Source organism: Variovorax sp. W1I1, assembly GCF_030815625.1.
Classification (GTDB): Bacteria; Pseudomonadota; Gammaproteobacteria; order Burkholderiales; family Burkholderiaceae_C; genus Variovorax; species Variovorax paradoxus_C.
Window position 1 is genome coordinate 6,581,937 of the sequence record NZ_JAUSWZ010000001.1, and the last position, 15,643, is coordinate 6,597,579.

The following is a 15,643-nucleotide window of genomic DNA, read 5'->3' on the forward strand; positions in this document are numbered from 1 at the left end:
GATGGACGTACTTTCCCGCAACGGGTGCGCACGGTCCATGACGTGGGAGGTCATGGGCGGGGCGAAAAAAAGCCGGCCGCGGTGAAGCGGCCGGCTTTCAGGGGAGCATCAAACCGTCAGGGCAGCTGTGTCCAGCTCTGGTTGGTGCCGCCGTTGCAGGTCCAGGTGATGAGCGCCGTGTCCTGCGCCGTCGAGGCGTTCGGCACGTCCAGGCACGAACCCGAGGCGCGGTTCTTGATCGTGCCGCCCACCAGGCTCCACTGCGTCGTGTCGCCGGCCGAGCAGGCCAGTTGCACCACCGCCGCGTTCGTCGTCGCGGTGCCGCTCTGCGCCAGGCACAGGCCGCTGTGTTCGGCCTTGAACTGCACGTAGCCGCCCGCGAGGCTCGTCACCGTGAACTTCTCGTTGTTCGCAGTGCCGCACGGCCACTGCACCGCCGTCGCGCCGCTGGCGGTCGACACGCCCTTGATGTTCACGCACAGGTTGCTCAGGTTCGAGCGGATGCGCGTGATCGTCGGCGTCGGGTCGCTGTCCTGCGACCGCACGTACTCGCGAATCGCCACCACGTCGGCGGGCGGCAGGCTGCTGGCGTTGCCGTGGCCGCCGGCGAGCACGTCCTGCAACGTCGCGGCCTGTCCGTTGTGGAAGAAGGCCGTGGTGTTCCAGGTGCCCACGAGCGTCGGCGTGTCGAAGCCCACGCCCGCCAGCGGCTGGTTCATGCCCTTGCCCGACGAGAGCTGGATGGTGCCCACGTCGTGCCGCTGTCCGTCGCGGAAGGTGGCGCCGGTGTGGCAGGTCACGCACTGCGCCGAGGCGAACAGCGCCTGGCCCCGCGCCGCATCGACGCTGAGGCTGCCGTCGGCGTTGCGCGCCGGGCTGCGCATGTACTTGTTCAGCGAGGTGAGGTAAGCCGCGAGATCGTCCAGCTGCGCGTTCTTGCCGGCCTTGGGGGCGCCCAGCGGGTCTTGCGTGGCCGTGAAGTCCGCGTTCGAGAGGAAGCCGGTGCCGCCGAACTCGTTGCGGATGTCGTTCTCGAAGTCCTGCACCTCGTCGAAGTTGGCCGTCCAGTGCAGCTTGCCGTGGCCCAGGCCCCGTCGGCCCATGAGGCTGATGGTGCGGCGCAGGCCTTCGCCGCGTTGGGTGAAGTCCCACACCATGCCGTCGTCGCCGGCATCCGCGTGGCAGCTTGCGCAGGAGATGTAGTTGTCCTTGCTCATGCGCCGGTCCGACGCGTTGTAGAACACCTGCTTGCCGCGCAATGCCGCGGCCGCCATCGGCTCCTGCGCCACTGTCGAGACGTTCTGCAGGAAGACCGGCGCCGCGGTCTCCGAAGCCAGCACCGAGGCCACGTCGTGCACCGACACCGAGCGCGCGAGGAAGTTGTTGACGAACAGGCGCTTCCTCGCCGCGTCCAGGTACAGGCCATGCGGCGCGCTGCTGGCGTTGATTTCGCCCCGCACCGAGCGGCTGTACGGATCGACGATCGCCACGCGGTTGCCTTCCATCTGCGCGACGAAGAGGTAGTCGCCCGACGGCGAGTACAGCGCGGCGCGTGCCGGTGCCCGGTCGTCGAAGTCGATCTGCTCGGCGAACACTTCCGCGGCCGTCTGCAGGTTGACCTGCGAGAGGATGGAACGCACCGTCTGGTCGTGCGACAGGTTGGTGCCGTCCCTGAACTTGCCGCGCACGATGTTGTCCTTCTTCGAAGGCAGCACCGCCCGCGTGCCGTCCGGCGAAATGATCACCTGGCTCAGGTAGTTGGCGACGCCTCGCGCGCGGCTCTCGGTATCGACCGTGGTGGTGTCGACCGGCAGGGCGATGGTGGTCATCGCGCTCATGCTCTGCAGGTTCACTTTATGCAGTTGGCCGCCGGTCATCTTCGACTTGAAGCGCGTGACGTAAGCCACCTGCGCATCGCCGCTCACGGCAATGCCGCGCAGGTTGCCTTCGAGCGCGACCGCGCCAGTGGTGCTGCCGTTGCTCGGGTCGAAGCTCATCAGCACCGACTTGCTCTCCAGCGTCAGCAAGCCCTTGGCGCCATCGGGCGTGAAGGCCACGCCGTAGGGGCCGCTGCCGTAGGCGAGCGGCACGGTGGCCGAGACGCTGCCGTCGGCCGCGTTGAGCGCCACCAGCTTGTCCTCGCCCTGCACCGTAACCCAGATGCGGCCGTCGGGGCCGACGGCCAGCGTCTTCGCCTCGTCGCCCACGCGCACTTCCCAGCGCTTGGCCAGCGTCTGCGCGTCGATGGCGGCGACCGTGCCGCTGTCGGGGTTGACCGAGTACACCGAGTTCGCATCGCCCGCGATGTTGGTCGTGTGCGTGGGCGCCCGCGCCGTGGTCGGAACGATCACGGTGAGGTTGTAGGTGTAGAAGGTCTCGCGGCCGTTCGCATCCTTCACCGTCAGCGTCACGGTGAAGTGGCCGGGGCGGTTGTAGGTGTAGGTGTAGTTCGGCTGATTCGAGTAGGCGGTCTGCGTGCCGTCGCCGAAGTTCCAGCGGAACTGCGCGCCGCTGCTGCCCAACGTGCCGGGGTTGAACACCAGTTGGCCGTTGACCAGCTTCGGTCCGCCGCCGATGCCGGGGTCGCCGATGATGGCCTGCCCGCGCAGCGTGTTCACCTCGGTGTCGGACAGCACGCGGCCGTAGACACGCACTTCCGCCAGCGTGCCCTTGAAGAGCGCCGTGTTGCCCTGGATCTGGCCCAGCACGCTGAACTTGTTCGTGAGGCCCTTGGTGCCGGTGAGGCCCGCGGAGGTGGTCTTCACGCCGTCGACGTACACCGCCTGCGCGCCAGAGGCCGCATCGCGCGTCAGCACCACGTGGTGCCAGTTGCCGTCGTTCACCGCCGCGGTGGAGGTGGTGCCGCCGTCGTTGCCGACCGACAGCTTGATGCGCCCGCTGGTGTCGAGCCAGCCCCAGAACACATCGTCCGCGCCACCCGACTGGTCGCGCCCGAAGATGCCGGGTGCGGTCCAGGAGTTCGCACCGCCCGCCTGCGTGGTCTTCATGTAGAAGCTCAGCGATGCGGTGCCGCCGAGCACGGTGGCCACGGAATCGTTCTTCAGCGGCACACCGGCGGTGCGGTTCGCGAAGTTCATGCCGATGCTCTCGAACGCGTCGCCCGAGGCCGGCGTGCCGCCGTTGTTGCCGATCTGGTCCGAGAGATTGCCCGCCAGCGTCCAGTAGTGCATCAGGTTGATGTCGGTCGCGTTGCCGGTGTTGAAGGTCGAGCGGTAGTCCGCGCCGATCGCGTTGCCCGCATAGTCCTTCAGGCCGTTGGCGGGCAGGAACACTTCATAGCTCGTGCCCGGCTGCAGCGGCTGGTCGGGATGGAAGTTGACGATGCCCAGCTGCACGCTGTAGGTGCCCGCCAGCGTGTTGCCGCCCACCGGGCGCACGATGAAGGTGTTGGAGTTCACGCTCTCGGGGCGGATGTTGTCCGTCATGCCGAGGCCGACGCGCGAGGTCAACGCCTGCTGCTTCGCGCCGTTGGCGGGAGAGACCTGCTTGACTTCAGGCTTGGTGATGTCGGGGTCCACCGAGTGCACGACGAAGCCGCTGCCCGAGCCGTGGTCATTGCCCACGAACACAAGGTTGCCGAACATCGCCACCTGGCCGTTGTCCGAGTGCGAGAAGTTCGGGTCGTCCTCGCGCAGGATGCTGCCGCGGCCCACTTCCACGTGGTTGAGCGGATTGCTCACGTCCACCTTGTGGATGCGCGTCTGCGCGCCTTGAATGACGTAGTTGTCCTGCGTGGCGCAATAGAGCTGCTCGTCGATGACCAGCCGGTTGTCCTCGGCCACGAAGCGCGAGCGGTCGGAGAGGTCGTAGCTGTACATCTTCGCGCCGCTGTTGCGCGTGGAGACGTGCAGGTTCCGGCCGTCGAAGCAGGTCGCGTAATAGAACGGCGTGGTGCCCACGATGGAATCGAGCACCTTGGGGTTGAGCGGGTCGGAGATGTCCAGGCTCGCGAAACCGCCGTTGCTTTCCATCGCGGTCAGCACCATGTGGTTGCCCATCGTGAAGATCGGGCCGATGCGGAAACCGCCGAGTTCGCCCGTGGGCACGGGGTTGGGTTTGCCCGCGCCGCGGTTCGCGACCACGGCGTTCGCGGGGTCCGTCGCATCGACGATGAAGATGCCCCGGCCAGCCGATGCCACGTACAGATAAGGCGCCTGCCACCAGAGCTGCCAGGCCACGTTCTCGTAGTCGCCGGCGTTCACGCCGGGCAGCGCGAGTTTCTTGACCTGCTTGATGTCGTTGACGTCGGTGAAGTCCCAGAACTCGACGCCGTTGATGCTGGGCAGCACCACATACGTCTTGCCGCCGATCTTCGCGGTGCCGAAGGAGTGCGTCTCGCGGAACTCCTTGGTGCGCCCCCCTGTGGCGTCATCGGGCTCGTAGATCTTCTTCACGAGCCGGATCTGGCGCGGGTTCGACACGTCGTACAGCAAAAATCCGCCCGGGCCGAGGCCGCTGTCCGGCGCGAAGGAGGTGAGGAAGTAGCCGTTGACCATGATGCCGGCATTCATGCCGTAGTCCTTGCGGCCCGCGTAGGTGGCGGGCACCTCGCGCGACTCGTAGGCGCTGCTGTGCGCCGGATCGAGCGGGTGGTTGGGGCTGGTGATCATCGACACCGGCTTGAACAGTTCCGCCGAGGTGTAGGTGAGGTTGCCCAGGCCCGGCCCTTGCAGCGGGAGCGGGTCGGCGACGGCTGCGGAAACCGCCGTGGCCATGTTGCCGAGGGTCGTCATCGGACTGACCCCGGTGATTGCCGCGTGCGTCAGCAGTGTGACGAACGGCACCATCAATGCCATCACGTAATACCGGATCTTCATCGTTGCCTCCAAGTTGTTAGAAGTTCGCAGGGGGACCCACTGACTCGTTTCTTCTTCTCTGGCTCGACTTGCAAAGTGCGCGCGCAGCACGCACCCCGGCAGGCGACGGGTGATCGCCTGCCGTAAACCCTCTCTCCCTTGGCAGCGGCGTTACTTGCCTTGCTTCGTGCCGCCGGATTCGTAGATGTCCAAGGCCGCCTCGGCGCTCGCGTCGCGGTGGATCATTGCCATCAGCGCACTGACCACCGCGGACGGATTGCCGTGCTGATAGACATTGCGTCCGTACACCATGCCGACCGCGCCCTGGTCCAGCAGCGTGCGCGAGCGCGCGAACACCTGCGACAAGTCTTCGCGTCCGCCGCCGCGCACAAGCACGGGGCAGCGCGCGGCCTGCACCACGCGGTGGAAATCCTTCGGGTCGCTGGTCGGGTCGGCCTTGACGATGTCGGCGCCCATCTCGCGCGCGAGGCGCACCAGCGTCACGATCTTTTCGGCATCGCCATCGACCATGTAGCGGCTGCCGGGCGTGGGCGACTGCATCACCAGCGGCTCGATCATCAGCGGCATGCCGTAGCGGTCGCAGTCGGCGCGCACGCGTGCGATGTTCTGCACGCATTGGCGGAACAGGTCGGGTTCGTTCGGCAGCATGAACAGGTTCACGACGACGCAGGCCGCGTCGCGCTGCACGGCCGGCAGCACCGGGTCGTGTTCGTTCTGCAGCTGGGCCCACATCACGCGGTGAAGCGTGGCGTTGTAGGGGTTGCCCATGTCGATGCGCATCACCAGCGCGGGCTTGTCGCGGCCGGGGCGGTCCTGCAGCAGGTCGGACTGGCCGTAGTTGAGTTGCAGCGCATCGGGGCCGGCGGCCACGAGCTTGTCGATGACCTGGGGCATGTCCTCCAGGCCGTCTAGGAACGAGGGCTCGTTGCACACGCCGTGATCGAGGGCGATGTCCAGGCAGCGGCCGTTGGTGAGCAGGCGGTTGAGCCGTGCTGTCTTGTCTTTCGACATGGGAAAGAACTCCTTGTTGGGGTCGGAAATGAAGAGGGGGCCGGGTTGTCAGGCGAGCGCGGAGAGGTGGCGCTTCGCCGCGGCGTCGATCAGTCGCAGGGCTTCGTCGCCCAGTTCGACCGCGCCGGCACCGGCGTTCTCGATCGCCTGCTGGCGCACGCGCGCGCCGCACAGCGCGACGGCGACCGTGCCGCGTGCGACGGTCCACGCGATCATCATCTGGCCGAACGAGCAGCCGAGCCTGGCGCGGATAGGATCAAGCGCTTCGAAGAAAGCCTTGAGCGTCGCGCGATTGGCCGCGCTGAAGCGCGGGTTGCTCGCGCGCTGGTCGTCGCCCTTGAACTCGCGCTCGGGGTCGATGGGGCCGGCCAGAAGGCCGAGCGCCAGCGACGAGTAGCCGAGCACCGCGACGTTGTGCTCGCTGCAAAGGGGCGCGAGCGTGGCCTCGATCTCGCGGTCGATCAGGCTGTAGCGCTCCTGCGCCGCATCGACCGGGCCGTAGCGCAGGTATTCGGCGAGCGTTTCGGGGCTCACGTTGCTCACGCCGATGGCGCGGATCTTTCCCTGCTTCTTCAGGTCGAGCAGCGCGTCCATGGTCTCGGCCACGGGCGTGGTGCTGTCCTGCCAGTGCGTGATGTAGAGGTCGATGTAGTCGGTCTGCAGGCGCTTCAGGCTCTCTTCGCATTCATGAAAGATCGACTCGCGCCCGAGGAAGCGGTACACCGGATGGCCGTCTTCTTCGAAGAAGTGCGTACCTTGTTGTGTGTGCCAGACGAGGCCGCATTTGGTGGCGATCACGGCTTCTTGCCGGCGTCCCTTGAGCGCAGTGCCGACGATGCTTTCGGAGCGGCCGAGGCCGTAGGCCGGCGCGGTGTCGATCAGGTTCACGCCCGCGTCGAGCGAGGCCTGGATGGCGATGACGGCGGCCGCGTTGTCCCCGCCGCCCCACATCCAGCCGCCCATGGCCCAGGTGCCCAGGCCGATGGCCGAGCATTCGATGCCCGACGGGCCCAGGGTGGTCTTCTTCATCTCGCTCTTCATCGCGTCTTCTTTCTGGTGTTCATGATGTGGTCGATGGTCACGGCCGCGAGCAGGATCAAGCCCTTGATCACGTCCTGCCAGTAAGGCGACACGTCCAGCAGGATCAGCGAGCTGGTCACCACCGAGAGGAGCGCCAGGCCGAGGACGGCGCCCAGCACCGTGCCCGAGCCACCCTTGAGGCTGGCGCCGCCGATCACGGCAGCCGCGATCACGTTCAGTTCCATGCCCATGCCGAAGGTCGGCGTGGCGGCGCCGAAGCGCGCGGTGTAGATCACGCCCGCGAGGCCCGCCGAAGCCGAGCACAGCACCGTGACCCAGAACTTCACGCGGCCCACACGAATGCCCGAATAGAGCGCCGCTTTCTCGTTGCTGCCCGTGTAGAACACGCGGCGCAGGAGCGTCGAGCGGCGCAGCACGAAGTCGCTCACCACCACGATCGCCAGGAAGATCAGGATGACCGCCGGCACACCGAAGAGCGTGCCCTGTCCGATGAACTTGAACTCCGCCGGCAGCGAGAACAGCGACTGCGGCGTGCCCTGCGTGAGCGCGAGACACAGGCCCCGCACGATCACCATGAAGGCCAGCGAGGCGATGAAGTGATTGAGGCCGATGCGCGTGACGCAGCCGCCGATCATGGCGCCGATGAGCCCGCACATGCCGATGGCCACCAGGCTCGCGAGCCACGGGTCCACGCCCATCAGAAAGAGCTTGCCCGTCACCACCATCGCGAAGCACACCACCGAGCCCACCGAGAGGTCGATGCCGCCGACGATCAGGAGGATCGTCATGCCCACCACCACGATGCCTTCGATGGAGAAGGACAACAGCATCGCGCGCACGTTGTCCCAGGTGAGGAAGTAGGGCGATGCGAAGCTCATCGCGATGCAGAGCACCGCGATGATCAGCAGCAGCCCTGCTTCTCGCATGCTCGTGAGTTTGTTGGCGGGTTTCACGGGGTCGCCTCCTGATTGGCCAGATTGCCCAGAATTCCGAGGAGGAAGGCCCGCATCGAGTTGTGCCGGGTAGTTCATGCTGTTTCCTGTTCGCAGAGTCCGGAAGCCAGCCGCAGCAGGGCTTCTTCCGTCATTTCGTTAGCTTCAAGTTCGCCCGCGACCTGGCCGTCGCGGATCACGAGAGCGCGGTCGCAGAGGCCGATGATCTCGGGCAGCTCCGACGAGATCACGATCACGCCCACGCCCTGGTTCGCGAGCTCGCGCAGGATGTGGTGGATCTCCGACTTCGCACCCACGTCGACGCCGCGCGTGGGCTCGTCCATCAGCAGCACCGACGGGTTGGTGGCCAAGAGCTTGGCGATGGCCACCTTCTGCTGGTTGCCGCCCGAGAGGCTGGAGACCTCGATGGCGACGCCGTCCGATTTCAGATTCAGCTTGGCACCGAGCGTCTTGGCGAGCTTGTGTTCGGCCGAGCGCTGCAGCAGGCCCCAGGCCGAGCTCACGCGGCCGAGCGCCATCGACGACACGTTCTGCGCGATCGGCAGGTCGAGGAACACGCCGGCCGCCTTGCGGTCTTCGCTGAGGTAGGCGATGCCTGCGCGCAGCGCGTCGCTGTACTTGCGGATGGTGAGCGTCTTGCCGGCGAGGCGCACCGTGCCGCGCTTGGCAACGCGCAGGCCGCAGATGGTTTCGGCGAGTTCGCTGCGGCCGGCGCCCATGAGGCCCGCGATGCCGAGGATCTCGCCGCGCTTGAGCGCAAACGAGACGCCGTGCACGCGCTCGCCGTCGGCGATGTCGTTCACTTCGAGCACGGGGCCGGAGGATTCCGAGGTTGGGGACGCGGATTGCTTCGGCGGGTAGTAGTTGCCGAGATCGCGCCCGACCATGCGGCGCACCAGCTCGTCGGGGGTCGATCCGGCCAGCGGTCCGCAGTGCACATTGCGCCCGTCGCGCAGCACGGTGACGCGGTCGCAGTGCGTGAAGATTTCCGCCATGCGATGGCTGATGTAGATGATGCCGATGCCCTGCGCCTTCAGGTCGTGCAGCACGCGGAACAGCGCCGCCGACTCGTTGTCGGTCAGCGCGGCCGTGGGCTCGTCCAGGATCAGCACCTTGCAGTCGAGCGTGAGCGCCTTGGCGATCTCCACCAGTTGCTGGCTGGAGATGCTGAGGTCGCCCACCGGCGTGGCGGGGTCGATGTCCTGCCCCAGCCGGCGCAGCACCTTGGCCGCGCGTTCGTTGAAGCTGGCGTAGTTCATCCACGCCGCTTTGCCGGCGTTGATTTCCGGCATGAAGATGTTCTCGGCGACGGTCGCATCGGCGCACAGCGCGATCTCCTGGTGCACCAGGCCGATGCCCAGGCGCATCGCGTGCGCAGGGCCGTCGATCACGACCTTCTGGCCGTTCAGCAGGATCTCTCCCTCGTCGGGGCGGTGGATGCCGTCGATGATGTTCATCAACGTCGACTTCCCCGCGCCGTTCTCGCCGCACAGGGCGTGGATCTCGCCCGCATGCAGCGAGAAGTCCACGCCCGAGAGCGCGCGCGAAGCGCCGAAGCGCTTGCTGATCCCCTTCAGTTCGAGCAAGGCGCTCACTCGCCGATTCCCTTGGTGCCGCGGCGCGCGAGGTACTTGTCCCAGTAGAAGTCGTCGGCGTTGGCCTTGCTCACCACGGCCAGGCCGTTGTCCAGGAAGGGCACGGCCATCGGGTTCGTGCCGTTGCGCTTGGCGTCGTTCATCGGGTCGATGAGCGAGGGGTTCTTGGCCAGGAACAACATCATCATGCCCATGTAGCCCTGCATGCCCTGGTTCGGGTTGATGGCGCCGAACACGTCGCCGGACTTGATCATGTCCAGGATCTTGGCGTTCACGTCGCAGCACATCACCTTGATGTTCTTCTTGGTCTCGACCTTGGCCTGCGCCGCGCCGAGCGCCGAGTTGGCCTCGGGCATGAAGAGCGCACCCAGGTTCGGGTTGGCTTGCGCGAGGCTCAGCACCGCCTGGTAGGCCTTGTTCGGGTCCTGGTTGCTGGCGGCGCGGCCGACCAGCTTCATGCCCGTGTGCTTGGTCTTCATGCGGTTCACGAAGGCGGCGATGCGGCGGTCGTGGTTGTCCTGGCCCGGGTTCTCCAGCACGGCGTATTCGCCCTTGCCGCCCAGCGACGCGGCAATCGCGTCGGCGGCCTGCGTGCCTTCGCGGTCGTTGTCCGAGGTGACGAACGAGGTGCGCTTCGAATTCGGCGAATCGGCCGCGAAGGTGACGACCGGGATGCCCATCGCCGCGGCGCGGTTGATCGGCTCGATGAACGGATCGGGGTTCATCGGGTGCAGCAGGATGCCCGCGGGCTTGCGCGCCAGTTCCTGCTCGAACGACGCGAGCTGCTTGTTCACGTCGTACTCCGGAGTGCCGGTGTAGCGCGTCTTCACGCCGAGCGTGCGGCCGAGCTGCTTCATCATTTCGTAGACCGGGAACCAGTACTCCACGCCGGAGACCATCACGTTCATCACGTAGACGTCGCTGGCATTGCCGCGCAGGCCCGTGCCTGCGGCAGGGGCAGCTGCTTGCTGTTGCGCGAACGCGCTCGCACCGGCCAGGCCGATACCGGCGGCGGCTGCGGACTTCAGGAAATTACGCCTCATTCTTTGTCTCCTCACGTTGACTGGCAGAGCTTGCGACCTGCTTTTCGGGCAGGTCTTCGGGACCTCGGTGTCACATCAGTTGTTATGACAGGCTAGAATGTAATCCCGGCCCGATTGCCCCGAGTACTAGGGGAAACGCTACTGGCGACGGCCTTTTTTTCCGCCGAAGCTGTTATGACATGATGCCAAACATACTGATCGGCGTGGACATGGGCTCGAGCAGCCTGAAAGCCCTGGCCCTCGAAGCCGGAAGCGGCCGAGCCGTTGCCCTGTCCCGCATGCCTTTGCCGCACGACCGGCTCGCCGGCGGCGGCTGCGAAGTGCAAGCCGCGGCCATCCGCGCCGCGCTCACCCACGTGCTGCGCGACGTGGCCCACCAGCTCGGGCCGCGTGCCGCCGAGGTTCGCGCCATGGCCTGCACCGGCCACGGCGCCGGCCTCTACGCGCTCGATGCGAACAACGAACTGGTCGGCGGCCGTGCCGTCGCCTCGACCGACCAGCGCGCCGATGCCCGCGCACGAACGCTCGCCAAAAGCCAGGGTGCGCGGCTCTTCGAAGACGTGGGCTGCGGCCCATGGCCCGGCCAGCCGACGGTGATCGCCGCCGAGCTCCTGGGCGCCGATGCCGTGCAGCGCGGCGAGCTGCGCCGCCTGCTGTTCGCGAAGGACTACCTCGGCTTCCTGCTGACCGGAGAAATCGCCACAGACGCCAGCGATGCGAGCACCGCCGGCCTGGTGTCGCTCGCCACCGGCGGCTGGTCGCAGATCGCCTTCGATGCCTCGGGCCTTACGGACCTGGGCGCGCACAACTTCGGCCCGATCCTGCCGAGCGGCACGGTGCTCGGCAAGCTGCGCGCCTCCGAGGCCGCGCTGTGCGGCCTGCCTGCCGGCATTCCCGTCGCGATGGGCGCCATCGACCTGCTCGCCTCGATGACCGCCATCTGCGCCGAACGCCGCGGCCGCGCCGTGCAGGTGTTCGGCACGTGGTGCGTGAACGCCGTCATCGGCCCGGTCATGGCGCCCAAGCCGGCCGTCGCCTCCATCGTGAATTTCGGCCGCACGCATGAGCGGCTCTACATGGAGAACAGCCCGTCCTCGATGGCCAACATCGCGTGGCTCGCGGGCGTGCTCGCGCTGCCCGATGCGCGCGCTGTGGTCGACCTCGCGATGACCGTGCCGCTCGGCGCCAACGGCCTGCGCTTCGCGCCTTTCATCAATGGCGGCGGTGGCGTGACGGCAGGCTTCGTGGGCATGAAGAGCCATCACACCCGCGCCGACATGGCACGCGCCGTGGTCGATGCCGTGGCGGCGCTGCATGTGCGCCAGACGGCGCGCCTGGCGGCCGGCGGCCTCGCCGTCTCCGCATCGACCGTGCTGGGCGGCGGTGCGAGCGATGCACGCCTCGTGCGCCTGCTCGCCTCGTTCCTGGGCCGCCCGGTCGAGCGCTGCGCCGACGACGAGACCGGCGCACGCGGCGCCGCGCTCTACGCAGCCATGTCGCAGGGCCTGGACGACGCGGCCGCGGGCAGCGCGCTGCTCGCGCCGTGCGACCTCATCGAACCCGATGCACGGGACGCACGCGCCCATGCGGATTTCAACGCCGATTTCAACGAACTGATCGACAGCATGTCACCTGTATTCACCCACATCGCGGGCGGTGCGCAGAGCGCCGCACGGCCGCCCGAAGGCGCTCGCACCGCAGCGCGCAGCGCGGAGGTTTCTCCATGAGCGCTTGGCAACTTCCCTTCGTGCGTCCTGCCTCTTTGGCGGACCGTCATTTTTCGACCGTGATCGTCGGTGCCGGCATCAACGGCGTCGGCGTGTTCCGCGATCTCTCGCTGCAGCGCGTCGATTGCCTGATCGTCGACAAGGGCGACTTCGGCGCCGGTGCCAGCAGCGCACCCTCGCGCATGATCCACGGCGGCCTGCGCTACCTGGAGAACGGCAGTTTCTCGCTGGTGGCCGAGGCCACGCGCGAGCGCAACCTGCTGCTGCGCAACGCGCCGCACCTCGTGCGCCCGCTCAAGACCGTGGTGCCGCTCGCGAACTTCTTCGGCGGCCTCATGAGCAGCGCGCTCAAGTTCTTCGGCCGCACGCCGCCGCAGCGCACGCGCGGCCTGCTGGCGGTGGCGCTGGGCCTGCGGCTCTACGACATCCTGGGCCGCCGCCAGCGCGTGATGCCGGGGCACCGCATCAGCCGCGTGCCGACCAACGACCGCGGCCTCTTCCGCGCGGCGATCCGCTGGACCGCGACCTTCTTCGATGCGTGGATCAGCCATCCCGAATGGCTCATCCTCGAACTCATCGGCGATGCCTGCCGCGACCAGCCGCGCTCGGCCGCCGCCAACTACTGCCGCGTGATGGGGTGTGCGGGCAACATCCTCACGCTGCGCGACGAACTCACCGGCGCACTCGTGCGCGTGACTGCCGACACCGTGGTGAACGCCACGGGCGCGTGGCTGGACCGCAGCGCGGCCGTGCTCGGCGGCGCAGGCCCGCGCGTGATGGGCACCAAGGGCTCGCACCTCGTGCTCGACCACCCCGCGCTGCGCGATGCGCTCGACGGCCGCATGGCGTATTTCGAGGCGGTGGACGGGCGCGTGTGCATCGTCTATCCCTTCCTCGACCGCGTGCTCGTGGGCTCGACCGACATCCCGGTCGAAGACCCGGACCAGATCGTCACCGAACCCGCCGAGGTCGACTACCTCATCGACGTGCTGCGCGAGGTGTTCCCCAACATGGCCTTCGGGCGTGACCACGTGGTCTACACCTATGTCGGCGTGCGGCCGCTCGCGCGCTCCGATGCCGACAAGCCGGGCCAGATCTCGCGCGACCACTCGGTGGTGGTCGATCCGCCGAGCGCGACGCGCGACATTCCCATCGTCGGCCTCGTCGGCGGCAAGTGGACGACCTTCCGCTCGCTCGCCGAGGAAGCGACCACTGAAGTGCTGCAGCTTCTGGGGCGCTCGCGCACCGCATCGACCGAGTTGCTGCCCATCGGCGGTGGTGCAGACCTGCCGGCCGATGCGGCCGCGACCGAACGCTTCATCGAGAAGATGACGGCCTCGGGCATGGGCCGCGCGCGTGCGCAGAACCTGCTCGCGCGCTACGGCTCGAAGGCGCTGTCGCTCGCGCAGCGCCTCGCCGCCTCCGGCGACGTGCCGTTGCAACACGCGCCCGACTACTCGGCCGCCGAGCTCTCGTACCTGTGCCTGGAAACCGGCGTGGTGCATCTCGATGACCTCGTGATCCGCCGCACGCTGCTGGCCATTCGCGGCCTCGTCACCGATGCCGCGTTGGCCGAAATCTCGGGCATCGCGGCCGAGGCGCTGGGCTGGGACGCGGCCCGCGCGCACAAGGAGCTGCGCACCTGCGCGACCGCCCTGCGCGAGCATCACAACGTGCGCCTGCAGGCCGTGGCGCCCGACGTGGAACCTTCTTTCGATGCATCATTGATGGCCAGCTCCGCCCTCGGCCAGTCCTAAAAGTGAACAGTCCCAACGACACCCTGTCGACCGTGCTCGACCGCAACTCCGAGTCCCCGCTGTGGGCCCAGTTCCGCGATGCGATCCGCCTGCAGATCCTGCAGGGCGTGCTGCCCATCGGCGCCAAGCTGCCATCCGAAGCCGAGCTGGGCGACCAGTTCGGCATTTCGCGCATTGTGGTGCGCGAGGCCCTGGCCGACCTGGTGCGCAACAACCTCATCTACAAGATCAAGGGCCGTGGCGCCTTCGTGTCGGCGCGCGAGCGCGATGAGGATTTCGTCTCCACGGTGCTCGGCTTCTCCGACGAAATGGAGCGCAAGGGCCGCTCGGTGCGCACGCAGATCCTCACGCAGGAACTGCGCGCGCCCACCGAGCAGGAAGCCGCATCGCTGGGGCTCACGGAGCCCGATGCGCAGGTCGTTGCGCTCAAGCGTCTTCGCAGTGTCGACGGCGAGCTGCGCCTCCTGGTCGAGACGGTGGTGCCCGCGGACCTCACGCCGGGGCTGCACCGCACGCGGCTGGACGACCGTTCGCTCTACGACGTGCTGCGCCGCCAGTACGGCCTGCGCCTGGTGCGCGCCGAGCGCTGGATCGATGCGGTGCTGCCCGATGCCGAAACCTGCAAGCTGCTAGACCTGCCGCACCCCGAGCCGCTGTTGCGCATCGAGTCGATCGCCTATGGCGCGAACGGCCGGCCGCTGGAGCACTACCGCGCGTTGCACCGCTGCAAGGAGAGCCGCCTGCACGTGCAGACGACGACCTGAGTTCTCTGCTCGGTCAGGCCTTGGCGGCGTTGCCGCGCGAGGGCCAAAGCACCGAGGCGATCGCCACCATCATCAGTGCGACCGCGACCCAGTCCTGCCAGTGCACGACCTCGCCGAGCCACACCGCGCCGCTGAACACGCCGAGCACGGGGATGAACATCACGCTCAGGGTCGAAGCCACCGGCGGCAGGCCGCGCGCGAGATAGAACCACGCGGCATGCGCGAAGCCGAAGATCAGCACGGCGTTGTAGAGGATCGATCCCCAAGTCACCGGGCCCGGCCATTGCCGCGGGCCGCGCTCGAAGAGCAGCGAGAGCACCGTCATCACGACGGCGGTCATCGCCGTCATCCAGAACGAGAGCGTGAGCGTCGGCAGCCCGATGCGCGTGTGGCGCAGCAGCTGCGTGCCCAGCGCCCATGTCGCTGCGGCCACCAGCGCGAGCGCGACGTAGCCGGGCCGCCCCGCGAAGTCGGTGAGCTCATGCCACAGCAACAGCCCCACGCCGACGGCACAGGCTCCCACGCCGATCCAAGAACGCCGCGTGAGCACGGCAGAGAACAGCAGCGCGCCGATCACCGCCGAGAACACCGGCATCGTGTACCCCAGGATCGCCGCGCGCCCGCCCGACAGCGCCTTCACCGCAAGGATGATGCAGGCATGCCAGACGAACATGTTGGTCGCGCCCAGCCACACCAGTTCGGGCCACGCGCTGCGCGGCACGCGGAACGGCACCTTCATCCACACCAGCGCCAGGCCCAGCACGGGCAGGCCCAGCCAGATCGAGATCGCGCGGAAGGCGAGCGGCGGATAGTCGGCCACGCCCAGTTTCATCACCGGCCAGTTGAAACCCCAGGCGAGGGTCAGGAGGACGAGCAGGACGAACTGGCGCGGGGTGAAGGAGGGCATCTGTGAG

General features: G+C 67.6%; 10 protein-coding genes. 3 read left to right on the forward strand and 7 right to left on the reverse strand.

What is annotated here, in order from left to right; all coding sequences use genetic code 11:
- Nucleotides 1-116 precede the first annotated feature (116 nt).
- The 6 genes from QFZ83_RS30695 to QFZ83_RS30720 all read right to left on the reverse strand — a co-directional run bounded on the left by QFZ83_RS30695 (nt 117) and on the right by QFZ83_RS30720 (nt 10,481).
- Nucleotides 117-4,838 (reverse strand): RICIN domain-containing protein, encoded by a 4,722-nt coding sequence (locus QFZ83_RS30695; protein ID WP_307512133.1) that lies wholly within the window; start codon nt 4,836-4,838, stop codon nt 117-119.
- Nucleotides 4,839-4,988: 150 nt separating this feature from the next.
- Nucleotides 4,989-5,849, reverse strand: coding sequence for a class I fructose-bisphosphate aldolase (locus QFZ83_RS30700; RefSeq protein ID WP_013538856.1), 861 nt, complete (start codon nt 5,847-5,849; stop codon nt 4,989-4,991).
- Nucleotides 5,850-5,897: 48 nt separating this feature from the next.
- Nucleotides 5,898-6,890 carry an aldo/keto reductase gene (locus QFZ83_RS30705; protein ID WP_307512135.1) on the reverse strand — a complete coding sequence of 331 codons (993 nt, stop codon included), beginning with the start codon at nt 6,888-6,890 and terminating at the stop codon, nt 5,898-5,900.
- Nucleotides 6,887-7,921: an ABC transporter permease gene (locus QFZ83_RS30710; RefSeq protein ID WP_041942736.1), complete on the reverse strand. Its 1,035-nt coding sequence runs from the start codon at nt 7,919-7,921 to the stop codon at nt 6,887-6,889. Before QFZ83_RS30710 ends, QFZ83_RS30705 begins: the two co-directional genes overlap by 4 nt.
- On the reverse strand, nt 7,918-9,438 hold the full coding sequence (locus tag QFZ83_RS30715; RefSeq protein ID WP_307512138.1) for a sugar ABC transporter ATP-binding protein: 1,521 nt from the start codon (nt 9,436-9,438) through the stop codon (nt 7,918-7,920). Before QFZ83_RS30715 ends, QFZ83_RS30710 begins: the two co-directional genes overlap by 4 nt.
- On the reverse strand, nt 9,435-10,481 hold the full coding sequence (locus QFZ83_RS30720) for a substrate-binding domain-containing protein (RefSeq protein WP_206176813.1): 1,047 nt from the start codon (nt 10,479-10,481) through the stop codon (nt 9,435-9,437). The genes QFZ83_RS30715 and QFZ83_RS30720 overlap by 4 nt, the downstream gene beginning before the upstream one ends.
- 179 nt (nt 10,482-10,660) lie before the next feature.
- Between QFZ83_RS30720 and QFZ83_RS30725 the strand changes: the two genes are divergently transcribed.
- Genes QFZ83_RS30725 through QFZ83_RS30735 form a run of 3 tightly spaced genes read left to right on the forward strand, consistent with a single transcriptional unit; the run spans nt 10,661 to nt 14,729 of the window.
- Complete coding sequence (locus QFZ83_RS30725) at nt 10,661-12,208, forward strand: FGGY family carbohydrate kinase (RefSeq protein WP_307512139.1); 1,548 nt, start codon at nt 10,661-10,663, stop codon at nt 12,206-12,208.
- Nucleotides 12,205-13,965 carry a glycerol-3-phosphate dehydrogenase/oxidase gene (locus tag QFZ83_RS30730; RefSeq protein WP_307512140.1) on the forward strand — a complete coding sequence of 587 codons (1,761 nt, stop codon included), beginning with the start codon at nt 12,205-12,207 and terminating at the stop codon, nt 13,963-13,965. The genes QFZ83_RS30725 and QFZ83_RS30730 overlap by 4 nt, the downstream gene beginning before the upstream one ends.
- A gap of 2 nt (nt 13,966-13,967) precedes the next feature.
- Nucleotides 13,968-14,729: a GntR family transcriptional regulator gene (locus QFZ83_RS30735; RefSeq protein WP_306881091.1), complete on the forward strand. Its 762-nt coding sequence runs from the start codon at nt 13,968-13,970 to the stop codon at nt 14,727-14,729.
- Between the two features lie 13 nt (nt 14,730-14,742).
- Here QFZ83_RS30735 and QFZ83_RS30740 read toward each other — a convergent pair whose 3' ends face one another.
- On the reverse strand, nt 14,743-15,636 hold the full coding sequence (locus QFZ83_RS30740; protein ID WP_306881092.1) for a DMT family transporter: 894 nt from the start codon (nt 15,634-15,636) through the stop codon (nt 14,743-14,745).
- Nucleotides 15,637-15,643: the final 7 nt, after the last annotated feature.